Raw genomic sequence first — 14,138 nt, forward strand, 5'->3', positions numbered from 1 at the left:
CCCATACACCGTTATCGTATGACCCCATTCTTGGTCAGGGCATAGGGTACGAACATGCTACTTCAGTACCACCTGCGGCCTGCCAAGGTAGCAAAGCGGCGAAACAGTACGGGGCTTATTGCCGCAGCTGCTCGTGGCGCACTGAATAAAAAAAAACGGATGCCCTAGAAAGGCATCCGTCTGGTTGTCGCAGGCTGGGTTAGAAGCTCAACGCGGCACCAATGGCGTAGGTACGCGTGTCCTCGTCGATGGCGCTGGTATCCCGACCGGTCAACTCGAACTGGTTCACTTCCGCCACCAGTTTCAGGTTGTCATTGATGGTGCGGAAATACGCGATGCCCCGGGTTTCGTAATCGGCCGCCGTTCCCAGACCATTGCCGTCATCCTTGGTCTTGCCAGATGACAGCGCGATGCGGTTCTTGCCGAACGAGTACGAGCCTTGCAGCAGGTAGCCGTCGCTGTCGACGTCACGCAGCTGGGCTTCGCCTGCGTTGTTGGTATAGAACGGGTTGATACCCTCGGCCTGGAAGCCTGACGCAGTGACGGAGAACCCAGCCATCTTGGCCTGTACGCCGTAGCCGATGCCCTGGGAGTCGACCTCGTCGACGGTGCTGTCGGTGTTCTTCGAGGTCTGCTGCATGCCGTTGACCCACGAATAGATCTGAGCGCCTGCCACTTCGAACTGGTAGGTGATCTCGGTTTCGAAACGAGGACTGTCCTGATAGGCCTCGTCCAGCGCGCTGCTGGCATCGTTCGTGGTATCGACCGGGTCCATGATGCCGACTGCCACACGCAGGCCGCTCATCACTGGCGAGCGATAGGTCACCTGGGAAGTCGGGAACGGGTACGGGTAACCCGTGCCGATGTTGCCGAAGGACACGCCGCCGAAATCCACCAGGCCCAGGGTGTCGCTGACCTGGCCGTATCCGGTCAGCATCTCGTCAAGGAATATGTTGGACCGGCCGAACAAGCCGAAATCCTTACCGAAGAGCACCTCGCCCCACTGATCGTTCGACGCCGTGCCGTAGAACTGGCGCACGTCGATACCGGTCTCGGTGCCGTTGGTATCGCTGTCGTTGATCGTGACCCAGAAGGAGGAGCGACCGCCGACCTTGAGTTCTTCGAGCTGCTTGCCGAAGTTGAAACCGATGTAGTTAGGCAGGAAACCCATCTTCACGCGGGACTGGTCCCGGTCGAACCGCTCCCCGGCGCGATCGACATCACTGCTGACGTAGAAGGTGTTGAAGTAGCCGTCGACGGTAAAGGTGGTGTCATCCTTGTCATAAAGCATGATTTCGGCAACGGCCGACTGGCTAAGGGTCATGCCAATCGCGCTGGCTAAGGCCAACGGCAGTAAGGTGGTAACCGCTTTCTTCTTGTTGTGCATGGCGCTCTCCGCTGATGTGACGACAGGCAGTCGTGTCGAGGCGGATTATCGAAAGCACAACCGAAGGGCCATACGCTCCAATAGCGGCGACTGGCTACTACTTTCGCCACGACCACTGATGCGAGCGGAAAGGCCCTCCCTGCCGTTCCGTTCGGACTAGCGCTTAGGTCGTACACCGTTACGCTTAGGTCGATCATCAGACGCAAGACAACAGCGCCGAAGCCGCCGGAGGCTGGTCAGAAAGCGAAACTGCCGAGTGAAGTTGCGGTGGGATTGGGCGTCAGGTCCAGCCTGAATCAGGTGCTGGCGCATTGGCGACAGCCACCCAGCCCGCGCGGGCCAAGCGCAGTGCCTCCAGGGCCGCCGTCAGATCCTGTCGCTGAAGGGTCCGCATCGCAGCGGCAATCTCGATGGGTCGATCAATCTCATGTCCTGCTTGCAGACTCTGCCATGCCTGTTCGGCCTGGGCGCGGAAGTCCGATGCGCTGGCTACGTGCCGGTCGCTGGCTTGGCGTGCGGCTCGCTCGATCACATCTTCATCTTGTTCGGCCAGTTTCACTGTGCTGTCGCTGAGGAATTGCTCGACGTGATCGAGAATCTCGTTCGCCGAGGCGGTCGGTGACTGCACGGCGAACAGCATCCCGGCGTGCTCGTCGAACTGACAGAAGCGACTGAACACGGCGTACCCCAGTTGCAGCTCGCTCCGTAACCGTCGGAAGAAGTCCGCTTCGATCAGCCGCCCCAACACACGCCAGGAGGCCTCGCATTTGGCGGTACGGTCTGGCAACGGGCAGAACAGCAGAAATGCCGTTTCGGGCATCGCGGCGGCGCCACTGACGTCATGCCAGCGTTTCACCGTTGCTGGCACGCTGCGAGCGACCGGGAATAGCGCGGGTGTTCCTGGCAGCGTGTGGATCGCATCGGTCAGCGGTCCGCTTATGGACGACGCGAAGCCGATGGCCAGGCCTTGCCACTGTGCCGTTTGCCACAGCCGAGCCAGTGAGGATGAAGCTGCGGTCTGGCCTGGGGCCGCAGTCGGATCCATCAGCAGCCGAGGCAGGCGATTGAGCAGCTGCCGAACCAGCATCACATCGCTGCTGAGTGCCGCGTCGCGTTCAGCCAGTGCTTGGCCCTCGGTAAACGCCGCGGCTGGCGGCGCGCTAAGCACGGGCGTTATGTCGCTCAGAATTGCCGGTATGGCCTCGGCAAAGCCTTCCAGCCTGAGGCACCAGGCATCCCCGAGATCCTCGAAACGCAGCGCTACACCGGCTTGTTGGGCAGCCCAAGCAGCTGACTGCAGCGCATGCGTCAGGGTATGCGACAAGGCGGGGAAAGACTCGCCTCGCATGAACTGCCAGCGTAAAAACAAAGCGCCCTGTCCGCTCATGTCTTCCGGACCCTGCCAACGCAGTGCAGGCGGGATATCAGCCGCTTCATAGCGCAGCAATCCGGGTGTTAACCAGGGATTCGCAGCTGGCTGTTGCCAGCCCCAGTCAGCGGGCACTGTCCGCTGCGGCGGTTCGGACTGCAGGCGCAGCGGAAAGCCGCTGGTTTCAATGGCCGCGCAGCTGGTCTTGTCGGTGATAAGGACCAGCGGCGCGCAACCGAGCATCTGCGCCGAGAGCAATGAAAGCGCCTGTTTGATCGCAGCTTCATCGCTGTTGAGGTTCCAGGCCAGCGGATCCACCCAGTACCGTAGCCGTGTCAGCGGTTCGGCATTCTGCAGGCTTCGATGGCGGATGCGTTGATATTCCTCATGACATGGCTGCCAACGTGCATCGTCGGAAAAGAAACGCAACCAGTCGAGCACGGCTTCGACCAGCTCAGCCGGTGCCGCCATTCCTCGCTCCGTCGGCAACAGCTCGACGACCACAACGCCCTGCCCCGCATACCAATAAGGAATGCGCAGCTTTACCGATTGAACCAATTCGGCATCACGCAGGCGTTGGGTGAGCCCACCTGGCGCTTCGGACGCGAGCCAGGCGGACAGGTAATCCAGCGCCGGTACGGCGTGCTCCGGCAATCCGTCAAGCGCGAACGCCAGCAACAAGCGTGGCTGAGCAGTGCTGAGCTGCAAGCGAAACCAGCCGTTAGCCTTACAGCGCAAAGGCGGGACTTCGCGCCGCACCAAGGGATGGCTGGCGAGCCCAGCGTCCATTTGCTCGGCGAGACACTGCAAGACCTCTTCGTGCTGAGGCCCGGCCAGTAGCAGCTCGATCTGGCCGGCGTGGTAAAACCGCCGATGATAGCCAAGCAGAGCCTCCTGAAAGGCTGCGTCCTCTACCGGGAGCGTGTCGCGGTTGCCTGCATGAAAGCCAGCGAACGGATGGGTTGGGTCGATCGCGTGTCCAAGCGCCGCGTCGCATAGCGTTTCTGCGTCCTGCGCACGCGCTTGGTATTCGGCCTGCAGCACCTCGCGTTCACGCAGCTGCGCACCAGGGTCCAGCAACGGATTGGCGAGCATATCTACGAGACGACGCAAGCCCTCTTCGAGCTGGTCGGCTGGCAGCTGAAAGAAAAAGTCGGTATGTCGTTCACGGGTCGATGCGTTCAGCTGCCCTCCACATCCTTGAACGAAGGGCATCAGACCTTCTGCCGCAGTGTAATTCCGGCTGCCGAGAAACAGCAGATGCTCAAGAAAATGCGCCAACCCAGGATAGGCACTCGGCGCGTCATGCGAACCGGCGTGGACTCGCACCAGTGCTGCGGCCTGCGAGCTGCCAAGCAACGGCATCAGGCGCACGCGCAGCCCATTGGGAAGAACAGTTTGCGACGGCTGCTGGACAGGATCGGCTGACGAGTGCATTGGGCGACGTGTTCCGGCTGTGAGTCTGGGAGGATCGCGCCGAGGTTCGCTTGGCACAATGATGCTTAAGCATCAAACCCTGGGGCCAGCTCCGCAAGTCCGGCCGTCTTCAGGTGTCCAGATGCCCATCGAGGAACTGCAGCAGACGGCGCTGCATCAGCTTGCCGGCATTACCCAGGCAGGCAATGGGCGACCCGCGCAGTCCTTCCTGGGAAAACTCGGCGGCCTCACCCGCCATAGCCAGAGGACAGTCGAGGCTGAGTGCAAGCTTGGCAAACTGCTTGAGCAAGGCTGCGTTGGGCGGAACATTGGAATACAGCACCAATGCGCGCGGGCGAACCTTTTCGCAGATCAGGGTCAGCTCATCCAGCGGTTGGCCGATGGCCAACACACTGGCGGCAACCTCGTCACCGGAAAGCAGCAGGCCGGCAATCAATAGCTCCAGCTCGCGGCATTGTCCTGGCACAGCCGCCAGCAGCACGCGATCTTCCGCCTGGGCTCGCGCAAGTTGCAGTCGCTGCAGCACGCGGGCACGCAAGAAATTGTCCAAAAAGAGCCACTCGCTGGTCCGACCGAACTCATCCTGGCGCACCAGTAACTGCTGCCACAACGGCAACAGCACATCCTGAAAAACGACCGGTAATGGATAGGTCGAGAAGATCTGTCCATAGACCCGATCGAGGCGGCTCTCGTCGAAACTGCTTATTGCCCGCTGCACCTGAGCCTGCCATTCGCCCCATTCGCCAGCGACAGCCTCCTGCTGCTCGGGTGGCACCGCCGCTCGGGTTGCGGCACTGCGCGACAGAATGCTGCCCACTTTGCTCACCGCCACGCCGCGCTCCGTCCATGCCACTATACTGCGCACCGCTTCGACATCGGCCATCGAATACAGACGATGGCCGCTCTCGGTGCGGGTCGGTTGGATCAAGCCATAGCGGCGCTCCCAGGCACGCAGGGTGACCGGATTGACACCGGTCAGGCGTGATACCTCTCGGATCGGGAACAACTCTTCCTGCTTGAGCGATGAAGACGAAAGTAGCGAAGAAGCACGGGCAAATTCAGTCATGACGCGGACAGCTCATGCAAGGGAATGGGCGCATTGTAACTCAGGGTCTGCAGGCATAGGCTGTACAGAGGTTATACAAGTACAGGATTGTGCAATGCCTCCGAAACTACCGCTTACGCTCTATGTCGACGGTGCCTGCCCGCTCTGCGCCCGCGAGGTCATCTGGCTGCGGCGTCATGCCACGCAGGAGTGCCTGCAGCTGGTGGATATCAGCACGCCTGGTTTCGTCAGCGAGGACCGATCCGTCGACCAGCTCCGCAGTAAGTTACATGCGCGCAGCGCCGACGGACACTGGCTGACTGGCCTCGACGCAACCTACTGGAGCTGGCGCGCGGCAGGCCTCGGGAAATGGGCCGCGCCGCTAGGCTGGCGGCCGTTACGGCCATTGCTGCTGCTTGCCTATTGGCTGTTCAGTCTGGCGCGGCCTTATCTCGGCTGGCTACCCCATCCCGACGGCAGCAGCCGCTGCACGGACCGTTGCGGTCCTCGTTGACTCCCAGTCCGTTGCGCAACGAAACCTCTACAGTCTGCAAGCTCGCTTGAGCCCGCACCGTTCGTCCTGCATTTGCTCGGGATCGCCAGCCGCCCCGTGAACAAAGGTTTACGAGAAACCTAGCGACAGTTCCAGCGCGCCAGATTTCCGCTAATTCTTGTACAGCATTAATATTTGGTATAGCTTTGCATCAACCAGTGACGAGGATCAGGTCCGCGCTCAGCTGGCGCCTTTGCCACGAATAACATGCATGGTTTGCCTATGGACGGCTTCCCAGAGGATCACTCATGAACGAACTACCCGGCCATTTTCACCAAATACTTCTGGGGGTCGGTGAAGACCCACAGCGCGAAGGCTTACTCGACACCCCGAAACGCGCCGCCAAGGCCATGCAGTATTTGTGCAATGGATATGGCAAGAGCCTGGAGGAAGTGGTCAACGGAGCCCTGTTCGCCTCGGACAGCGACGAGATGATCATCGTACGAGACATCGAGCTCTATTCTCTCTGCGAACACCATATGCTGCCCTTTATTGGCAAAGCACACGTGGCTTACATCCCGACCGGCAAGGTACTCGGATTGTCTAAGATTGCACGCATCGTCGACATGTATGCACGCCGCCTGCAAATTCAGGAAAACCTCACCCGCCAGATCGCCGAGGCGATTCAGGAAGTGACGCGTGCGGCTGGCGTTGCGGTGGTCATCGAAGCCAAGCACATGTGCATGATGATGCGCGGGGTTGAGAAGCAGAACTCGCTAATGAACACCTCGGTGATGCTGGGTGCGTTCCGCGAATCCTGTACCACCCGGATGGAGTTCCTGCAGCTGATCGGAGGAAATCGCTGATGTCTCGGCTGGAACCCGGTTTGGCGCGTATCCGGGTAAAGGATTTGCGTCTGCGCACCTACATCGGCATCAACGAAGATGAAATCCTCAACAAGCAGGACGTGCTGATCAACCTGACGGTCCTCTACAAGGCAGTCGATGCGGTACGCGACAACGACATAGACACCGCACTGAACTATCGGACCCTGACCAAAGCGGTCATTGGCCACGTCGAGAGCAACCGGTTCAGCCTGCTGGAACGCATGACCCAGGAGATCCTGGACTTGGTCATGAGCCGGCCCAGCGTCGAGTACGCCGAGGTCGAGGTCGACAAGCCGCACGCACTGCGGTTTGCCGAATCGGTTTCGATCACACTTGCCGGGAGCCGCTGAGGCCGTTTGATAACTGAACGACAACCTGCGGCTAACCCTCTATCCGATACGCGCCGATGCCTTTTCGTTATCAATATTCTTGCTACCGTTCTGGCTCGGCGCCGGCATGCTGCCTATCCCGCGCCGAGGACTCGGCATTGACGCCCCGCACTTCAGCCGACGGCGGCCACGTCGTAGCGAGCAGTTCCGCCGTTTCGCGAACACCTCTTTCGCGGCCAGTTGTTCGGCGGCCAATGGTTGCGGCCAAAGGGCAGAACCGCCTCGCTACAAAAAGCCGTGTGCCAGCTTTCAGGTAGTTGTTCTAGAATGCCGTGAAACGCACAAGAGACACCCTGATGATCAACGCCAAGCTGCTGCAACTGGTAATCGAAGCCTCCAACGACGGTATCGTGGTAGCCGAGCAGGAAGGTGACGACAATATCCTGATCTACGCTAATCCCGCATTTCAGCGCCTGACGGGATACGAGGTCGACGACATCCTTTACCAGGATTGCCGCTTCCTGCAGGCGGATGACCGCGACCAGCCAGGTCTTGCGGCAATACGCGAAGCGGTTCGCAACAACACGCCGTGCCGCCAGATCATCCGAAACTACCGCAAGGATGGCAGTGCGTTCTGGAACGAACTGTCCATCACGCCCGTATTCAACGAAGGTGACCAGCTCACCTATTACATCGGCATCCAGAAAGACGTCACCCCTGAAGTCGAGGCCAAGCAGCGGGTCCGCGAGCTTGAAGCCGAAGTCCAGCAGCTCCGAGAGCAACTGGCGGCCCTGCAGAGCTAACCGGCTTACCGTAGGTCAGTTATCACCCGACGACGCTTCAGCCTGCTTCAGGGGTGCCGATAAGGCTTGGTATAAGCCACACCCTGAGGTCGCGGCACCTTGTTTGTGACCGGCAGGTGCATTTATTGATGCAGACTGCCGGGAAAACACGAATAATTGCCATCTGCCACTACATTCCCGCCAACCTGGACGGCGGCTGAATCCGGATCCGCTTCCTTGACTTCCTATGCTTTCGTTGAAAACGCAACGGTGCTCCTTGCGCTTTGCTGGCTGCTTTCCGTTACAGCGCGTCATTGGGGGCAGAGCCATCAGCGATGGGCGCAATGCACAGCTGGCATCTGGTTCGGCGGTGCCTGCATTGTCGGCATGCTGATGCCTATTTCCGTGCAGGACGGGGTCATCTTCGATGCACGCACTGTCGTGCTGAGCATGGCGGCCTTGTTCGGAGGCCCGATCGCTGCGGGCATCGCTGGGCTGATTGCCGGCGCGTATCGGCTTTGGGTCGGCGGCGCGGGCGTCTGGGTCGGGTTGATCAACGTACTGCTGCCGATCGTCTTGGGCCTTGTCTATCGCCATTTCCACCGCCGGGGCCAGATCGGGATTGGTATCTTCCAGCTGCTACTTTTTGGACTGGTGTTACATGGCGGTGTCGTAGCCTCGCTGCTGCTGTTACCCGCACATCTGGTAGCTCCTACCCTTGAGCAGGTTGCGGTGCCTATGTTGCTGGTACTACCAATGGCGGTAATGCTGTTGGGCTTGCTCTTGGCAGATCTGCTCAAACGCGACCAGATCGAACGAGCAATGCATCTCAGTGAGGCGCGTTTGAGGGCCATCACCCAGGCGATTCCCGACGTGCTGTTGGTGCTCGATGAGGATGGCCGCTACCTGGAAGTGATCTCCAACGGCTCCGCGCCGCTTCAAGAAGGTGACCAAAGCCTGATCGGAAAGACAGTGGAGGACGTACTCCCACCCCGTCAGGCAGAACGCTTCCGCGAATTGATTCGTGAAACACTTTCCCTCGGCGCACCCGGCCTGCTCGAATATTCCACCCAGACGGTGGACGGCCTGAAGGTATTTGAAGTGCGCGCGCAGCGCTTGCAGCTGGCGCAACCGTACAAGCCAGCGGTGGTGTGCCTGAGCCGGGATATCAGCGAGCGTGCCAGCGCCGAACAGGAGCGTCGCATCGCCTCGATCGCGTTCGAGTCACAGCAGGGCATGATCATCACCGATGCCAAGAACCGCATCTTGCGGGTCAACCAGGCATTCACTGAGATCAGCGGCTACAGTGCAGACGAGGCCATCGGACAGGACACGCGCCTACTCGCCTCGGGCCGTCACTCGCCCGATTTCTATCTGGCCATGTGGCGCAGCATCCAGCAGACCGGCGCCTGGCAGGGTGAAATCTGGAACCGTCGTAAGACCGGCGAGGTGTACCCTGAATGGCTGTCGATCAGCACAGTGCTCGACGCCCAGGGCGCCATTTCCAACTACGTGGCCGCCTTTACCGATATCACCGAGCGCAAGCAAGCCGAAGAGCGCATCCATAACCTTGCGTTCTACGACCCCCTGAGCGGCCTGCCCAACCGCCGGCTGCTGCTCGATCGTCTCAAGCAGGCCCTGGCCGCCACTGTACGCAGCCAGCAATACGGCGCGTTGATGTTCATCGATCTTGATAACTTCAAGAACATCAATGATCTTCATGGTCACCAGGCCGGCGACCAGTTGCTCTGTATGGTGGCCGAACGACTGAGCGGTGAGGTCCGCGGTGTCAACACAGTTGCCCGCCTCGGAGGTGATGAGTTCGTAGTCATGCTCGAGGACCTGGATGCCAAGGCGGAATACGCAGCAGCCCAGGCCGAGCAGATAGGCGAAAGGATCCTTTCGGCCCTTGGTCAGCCTTACCGACTGGGCTCGCTACTGGTGCATAGCAGCGCCAGCATTGGTGTGGTACTGCTCAACAGCAACGACGGTGACGCGGAAGAGCTGATGAAGCGCGCCGACATGTCGATGTACGAAGCCAAACAAGCCGGCAAAAACGCCCTGCGCTTCTTCGACCCGCGCATGCAGCTAGCCGTGCAAGAGCGCCTGCGCCTGGAAGACGAGATCCGGCGTGGTTTGACGGCCGGCGAGTTCGTGATTCATTTCCAGCCCCAGATCGAACGTCATCGTGGACTCGTCGGTGCTGAAGTGCTGGTGCGCTGGCAACATCCGCAACGCGGCTTGCTCACCCCAGTTCACTTCATCGGGCCTGCAGAGCGTGCGGGGCTGATCGAAGCACTGGATTTCGTAGTCCTCACCCAGGCTTGCGAGCAGCTCGCCACGTGGGCCAAACAGCCATCCCAGGCGGCACTGACGCTCGCGGTCAACCTCAGTGCGAGCCTGCTCTACCAAGCCGACTTCGTGGATCGGGTGCTAGCCTTGCTGCAGCGTACCGGCGCCAATCCGCGACTGCTGAAGCTTGAAATCACCGAGTCCTTGTTACTCGATGACATGGAAGAAGCGGTGGTTCGGATGAGAACCCTGAAGCAGCACGGCATTCGGTTCTCGATTGACGACTTCGGCACAGGTTACTCATCAATGGCCTACCTGCAGCGACTACCACTTGATCAACTGAAGATCGACCAGTCGTTCGTCCGTCAGCTGGTCGAAGATGCCAGCAGCCAGACCATCATCCGAGCCACCTGTGCACTCGCGTCCGGGCTCAAGCTGGAGGTGATTGCCGAAGGGGTCGAGACGGAGGAACAGCGGACATTGCTGATCGCCAATGGCTGCGACATGTTTCAGGGTTACCTGTTCAGCCGCCCCGTTCCGCTGGAAGCATTCGAAGCGCTCGCGCTAGAACCCGTGACGTGAGGGTCGTTTCCGCACCCTCACGCCGAGACGGGCCGCTTACAACGCCAGCGGCGCCCGACGGCACAGAGTAATCAAAGCCTGCACCCACTGCTCATGAGTGTTCAGGCAAGGGACCAACTGCAGATCCATGCCTCCGGCCGCCACGAACTGTTCGCGGCCTCGATCACCGATTTCCTCCAGCGTTTCGATGCAGTCGGCCACGAACGCTGGGCACATCACCAACAACTTCTTAACCCCCCTGGCAGCCAGCTCTTCAAGGTGCGCCTCGGTATAGGGTTCGATCCACTTGGCACGCCCTAGTCGCGACTGAAACGACACCGACCACTGTTCGGGCTGCAAGCCGGCGCGCTCGGCGAACGCAGCGGCGCTCTGGATGCACTGCGCGCGGTAGCAACTGGCAAGGACGGCACCTTCGGCACGCTGGCAGCAATCAACGGTTTTCAGACAATGCGCGCCGGTTGGATCCGTCTTGCGCAGATGCCGCTCAGGCAAGCCGTGAAAGCTCAGCAGCAGGTGGTCGAAGGGTTGTTCCAGGTGCGGTTGAGCGCTCGCAACCAGCGCATCGAGGTACTCCGGCTGGTCGAAAAACGGCTGCAGTATCGACAGCTGAATGTCGAGCTTTCGCTCACGAATCACCCGCCGCGCCTCTTCGATGACGGTGGTCGTGGTGCTGTCGGCGAACTGTGGATACAACGGCGCCAAAGTGACCTGCCGGATGCCCTGCCCAGCCAATTTCAGCAGCGAGCGCTCAATGGACAGCTCGCCATAGCGCATCGCCAGTTCCACGGAGCCCTCTTTCCAATACGGGCGGACGGCGTCGGTAAGGCGTTGACTGAGCACCACCAGTGGTGATCCTTCTGGCCACCAGATGGAAGCATAGGCATGTGCGGACTGTTCCGGGCGCTTGATCAGGATCAGCGAGACCAGCAACCGGCGAACTGGCCAAGGCAGGTCGATGACATAGGGATCCATCAGAAACTGGTTGAGATAGCGGCGTACATCAGCCACTTCAGTGGACGCCGGGGAACCCAGATTGACCAACAACAACGCCTGCTCTGACATGCACATTTCCAACTACTGATTTAATGGAGCGCGCCGCAACCCGTTGGCCGCGGCGCTATTTTCACATAGCGACTACGCCTTGCGCAGGTCCGCCAATGCCGCATCCAACGTCACGAAGCGAAACTGGAACCCCGCGGCCTGCAATCGCAACGGCTGGGCTTTCTGACCGCCTAGAATCAAACCCGACAGCTCACCCAGACCGACCTTCAAGGCCAGCGCCGGTACCGGCAGAACTGCTGGTCGCCCCAAACTCGCTGCGAACGCCTTGGCAAAGTCGGCATTACGCACTGGCTGAGGTGCGCAGGCATTGTAGGGCCCAGCAGCACCTGGCTGGTGCAACAGAAAATCTATCAGACCGATCTGGTCGTTCATGTGAATCCACGGCATCCACTGACGACCACTACCTTGTCTGCCTCCCAGCCCGAGCGCGAACAAGGGTCTGAGCCGTTGTAGGAACCCGCCATGAGCTGCCAACACCAGCCCCGTTCGGACCAGCACCACACGAATGCCCAACGACTCAGCTCGCGTGGCACTTTCCTCCCAGGCGGCGCAGAGCTGGCTAGCGAAATCGTTGCTAACCGCGCTGTCATCCTCGCTCAGTTCTCGTTCACCACCGTTGCCATACCAGCCAACGGCCGAGCCGGAAATCAGCAGGGCAGGCTTTTGTTGCCTGGTTGCAAGCCATTCAACCAACTGCTCGGTTAGCTTGATACGGCTGTTCCAAAGCAACAGACGGCGGGATTTGGTCCAGGGACGATCAGCAATCGGCGCACCTGCAAGGTTGATAACCGCGTCAAGCCGGACCTGATCGAGCTCGCCCAGATCGCCGATGCCCGTTACTGACTCGCCGCAACGGTCCGCCACCTGCTCGGGTGACCGACTCCAGACCCAGAGCTGATGGCCCTGAGACAACCAGTGTTTACACAGTGCACGACCGATCAGGCCGGTCCCGCCGGTGAGCAATATGTTCATTGCGGCCTCCGCAAGTCAGCTGTGGGCTCGCGCCTATGACTCCGCGAGCTGCTACGTTCTGATGTTACACCTATACAGCCATCGATTGCTGTATAACTTAGTAGTGCAAGCGTAGTCCATGTACAACTTGGCAAACAGGTGGCCAATGCACATCCAGTCTCTCACCGGCGTCCAGTCGCTATGAATCGATTCAATCCAGACAAGCTGCTGCTTTCTAAATGGACAGCTACTCGACCACAGAACAAGGAAAAACACTTTCTCGTCACGGAGCTCCTACGGGATGAAGATGACGTTTTGCTGAAGGTGGAGCTGCAGGCCGTCCTCACTCGACGCAGCCAATGGATTGATTGGCACGCGCTGCAAGACGATCAGCAATGGCTGTTTGGCTGGCGGTAACGAACCGTCGCGCTCGCTAGGCGATAGCCGCATCAACACTTCTTGTACACGGGCTATTGACCTGTACAAGTAAGCGCTTATGATCTCCACATATTGTACAGAACCTCTTATCTGTACAGGAACACAGTGAGGTCATCCCCATGCCCAATGCCTCTCGTCCCGCAATCAAAGTCGGTATCAGTGCCTGCCTGCTCGGCAGCCCGGTGCGGTTCAATGGCGGCCATAAGGAATCGCGGCTATGCAGCGAAACGCTGGCCAAACATTTCGAGTTCGTGGCGGTCTGCCCGGAGGTCGCCATAGGTCTCGGTACGCCACGTGAGCCAATCCGCCTGGTCGGCGATCCCGACAGCCCTCGCGCAGTTGGCACCGTGCACCCGGAGCTGGATGTCAGTGAAGCCCTGACCGCTTACGGCAAGCAGATCGCCCGCGAACTGGGTGATATCAGCGGTTATATCCTGATGCAGAAATCCCCCTCCTGCGGAATGGAGCGGGTCAAGGTCTACCAGGCCAATGGGCATCCCATCGACGGTGGCGGCTCCGGCCTGTTCGCTCATGCACTAATGGAAGCGCGGCCGGACCTGCCCATTGAAGAAGACGGCCGGCTAAACGACCCTGTGCTGCGGGAAAATTTCCTTACCCGAATCTTTGCCTACGCCGAATGGCAGCGTTTGCTCGAAGCCGGGCTGACCCGCAAGGCGTTGGTCGAATTCCATTCGCGACACAAGTACCAGCTGATGGCGACCAACCCCTTGCAATACAAAGCCCTCGGTCGGCTGGTCGGGACGGTCGGCACTAAGCCGCTGGACGAGTTCGCACCGGTCTATTTCAGCCGGCTGATGGCAGCGCTCAAAACCACAGCTTCGCGCGGCACGCACAGCAATGTCCTGCAGCACTTGAGCGGCTATCTGAAGAACGATCTTTGCGGCGACGACAAGCAGGAGCTGCAACGTCTCATCAGCCAATACCGCGAGGGCATCGTGCCCCTCGTCGTACCGATGACGCTGCTCAAGCACCACTTCCGCCGTCATCCGGACCGTTACGTGGCCAGCCAGGTGTATATGCAGCCCCATCCAGAAGACCTCAGCCTACGCAACGGCATCTAAAC

At 59.9% G+C, this 14,138-nt stretch carries 12 protein-coding genes; 7 read left to right on the forward strand and 5 right to left on the reverse strand.

Annotated features, from left to right (window positions below; translation table 11 throughout):
* Positions 1–199: 199 nt before the first annotated feature.
* From C1896_11900 to C1896_11910, 3 genes are all read right to left on the reverse strand, one after another.
* Complete coding sequence (locus C1896_11900) at positions 200–1,387, reverse strand: porin (protein AZZ45531.1); 1,188 nt, start codon at positions 1,385–1,387, stop codon at positions 200–202.
* 280 nt (positions 1,388–1,667) lie between these two features.
* Entirely contained in the window at positions 1,668–4,193 is a 2,526-nt protein-coding gene (gene pqqF, locus C1896_11905; protein ID AZZ45532.1) for a pyrroloquinoline quinone biosynthesis protein PqqF, read from the reverse strand.
* A gap of 109 nt (positions 4,194–4,302) precedes the next feature.
* On the reverse strand, positions 4,303–5,259 hold the full coding sequence (locus C1896_11910; protein ID AZZ45533.1) for a helix-turn-helix-type transcriptional regulator: 957 nt from the start codon (positions 5,257–5,259) through the stop codon (positions 4,303–4,305).
* Positions 5,260–5,353: 94 nt separating this feature from the next.
* Here C1896_11910 and C1896_11915 point away from each other — a divergent pair, with 94 nt between their 5' ends.
* The 5 genes from C1896_11915 to C1896_11935 all read left to right on the forward strand — a co-directional run bounded on the left by C1896_11915 (position 5,354) and on the right by C1896_11935 (position 10,603).
* On the forward strand, positions 5,354–5,752 hold the full coding sequence (locus C1896_11915; GenBank protein AZZ45534.1) for a DUF393 domain-containing protein: 399 nt from the start codon (positions 5,354–5,356) through the stop codon (positions 5,750–5,752).
* 287 nt (positions 5,753–6,039) lie between these two features.
* Entirely contained in the window at positions 6,040–6,597 is a 558-nt protein-coding gene (gene folE / locus C1896_11920; protein ID AZZ45535.1) for a GTP cyclohydrolase I FolE, read from the forward strand.
* Positions 6,597–6,968 carry a dihydroneopterin triphosphate 2'-epimerase gene (locus tag C1896_11925; protein AZZ45536.1) on the forward strand — a complete coding sequence of 124 codons (372 nt, stop codon included), beginning with the start codon at positions 6,597–6,599 and terminating at the stop codon, positions 6,966–6,968. The genes folE and C1896_11925 overlap by 1 nt, the downstream gene beginning before the upstream one ends.
* A 335-nt stretch (positions 6,969–7,303) precedes the next feature.
* On the forward strand, positions 7,304–7,750 hold the full coding sequence (locus tag C1896_11930; GenBank protein AZZ45537.1) for a PAS sensor domain-containing protein: 447 nt from the start codon (positions 7,304–7,306) through the stop codon (positions 7,748–7,750).
* Between the two features lie 216 nt (positions 7,751–7,966).
* Complete coding sequence (locus C1896_11935; protein ID AZZ45538.1) at positions 7,967–10,603, forward strand: histidine kinase; 2,637 nt, start codon at positions 7,967–7,969, stop codon at positions 10,601–10,603.
* A 36-nt stretch (positions 10,604–10,639) separates the two neighbouring features.
* Here C1896_11935 and C1896_11940 read toward each other — a convergent pair whose 3' ends face one another.
* Positions 10,640–11,665, reverse strand: coding sequence for a ferrochelatase (locus C1896_11940; GenBank protein ID AZZ45539.1), 1,026 nt, complete (start codon positions 11,663–11,665; stop codon positions 10,640–10,642).
* 72 nt (positions 11,666–11,737) lie between these two features.
* Positions 11,738–12,637 carry a TIGR01777 family protein gene (locus C1896_11945; GenBank protein ID AZZ45540.1) on the reverse strand — a complete coding sequence of 300 codons (900 nt, stop codon included), beginning with the start codon at positions 12,635–12,637 and terminating at the stop codon, positions 11,738–11,740.
* A gap of 180 nt (positions 12,638–12,817) precedes the next feature.
* Between C1896_11945 and C1896_11950 the strand changes: the two genes are divergently transcribed.
* Positions 12,818–13,033, forward strand: coding sequence for a TIGR02450 family Trp-rich protein (locus C1896_11950; GenBank protein ID AZZ45541.1), 216 nt, complete (start codon positions 12,818–12,820; stop codon positions 13,031–13,033).
* Between the two features lie 140 nt (positions 13,034–13,173).
* Positions 13,174–14,136 carry a hypothetical protein gene (locus C1896_11955; protein AZZ45542.1) on the forward strand — a complete coding sequence of 321 codons (963 nt, stop codon included), beginning with the start codon at positions 13,174–13,176 and terminating at the stop codon, positions 14,134–14,136.
* Positions 14,137–14,138: the final 2 nt, after the last annotated feature.

Source organism: Pseudomonadaceae bacterium SI-3, from assembly GCA_004010935.1.
Taxonomy (GTDB): domain Bacteria; phylum Pseudomonadota; class Gammaproteobacteria; order Pseudomonadales; family Pseudomonadaceae; genus Stutzerimonas.

What these genes read in the sequence shown, in the direction of transcription:
- C1896_11900 (AZZ45531.1), bottom strand. Translation starts at nt 1,387, where the DNA reads ATGCACAACAAGAAGAAAGCGGTTACCACCTTACTGCCGTTGGCCTTA.
- pqqF (AZZ45532.1), bottom strand. Translation starts at nt 4,193, where the DNA reads ATGCACTCGTCAGCCGATCCTGTCCAGCAGCCGTCGCAAACTGTTCTT.
- C1896_11910 (AZZ45533.1), bottom strand. Translation starts at nt 5,259, where the DNA reads ATGACTGAATTTGCCCGTGCTTCTTCGCTACTTTCGTCTTCATCGCTC.
- C1896_11915 (AZZ45534.1), top strand. Translation starts at nt 5,354, where the DNA reads ATGCCTCCGAAACTACCGCTTACGCTCTATGTCGACGGTGCCTGCCCG.
- folE (AZZ45535.1), top strand. Translation starts at nt 6,040, where the DNA reads ATGAACGAACTACCCGGCCATTTTCACCAAATACTTCTGGGGGTCGGT.
- C1896_11925 (AZZ45536.1), top strand. Translation starts at nt 6,597, where the DNA reads ATGTCTCGGCTGGAACCCGGTTTGGCGCGTATCCGGGTAAAGGATTTG.
- C1896_11930 (AZZ45537.1), top strand. Translation starts at nt 7,304, where the DNA reads ATGATCAACGCCAAGCTGCTGCAACTGGTAATCGAAGCCTCCAACGAC.
- C1896_11940 (AZZ45539.1), bottom strand. Translation starts at nt 11,665, where the DNA reads ATGTCAGAGCAGGCGTTGTTGTTGGTCAATCTGGGTTCCCCGGCGTCC.
- C1896_11945 (AZZ45540.1), bottom strand. Translation starts at nt 12,637, where the DNA reads ATGAACATATTGCTCACCGGCGGGACCGGCCTGATCGGTCGTGCACTG.
- C1896_11950 (AZZ45541.1), top strand. Translation starts at nt 12,818, where the DNA reads ATGAATCGATTCAATCCAGACAAGCTGCTGCTTTCTAAATGGACAGCT.
- C1896_11955 (AZZ45542.1), top strand. Translation starts at nt 13,174, where the DNA reads ATGCCCAATGCCTCTCGTCCCGCAATCAAAGTCGGTATCAGTGCCTGC.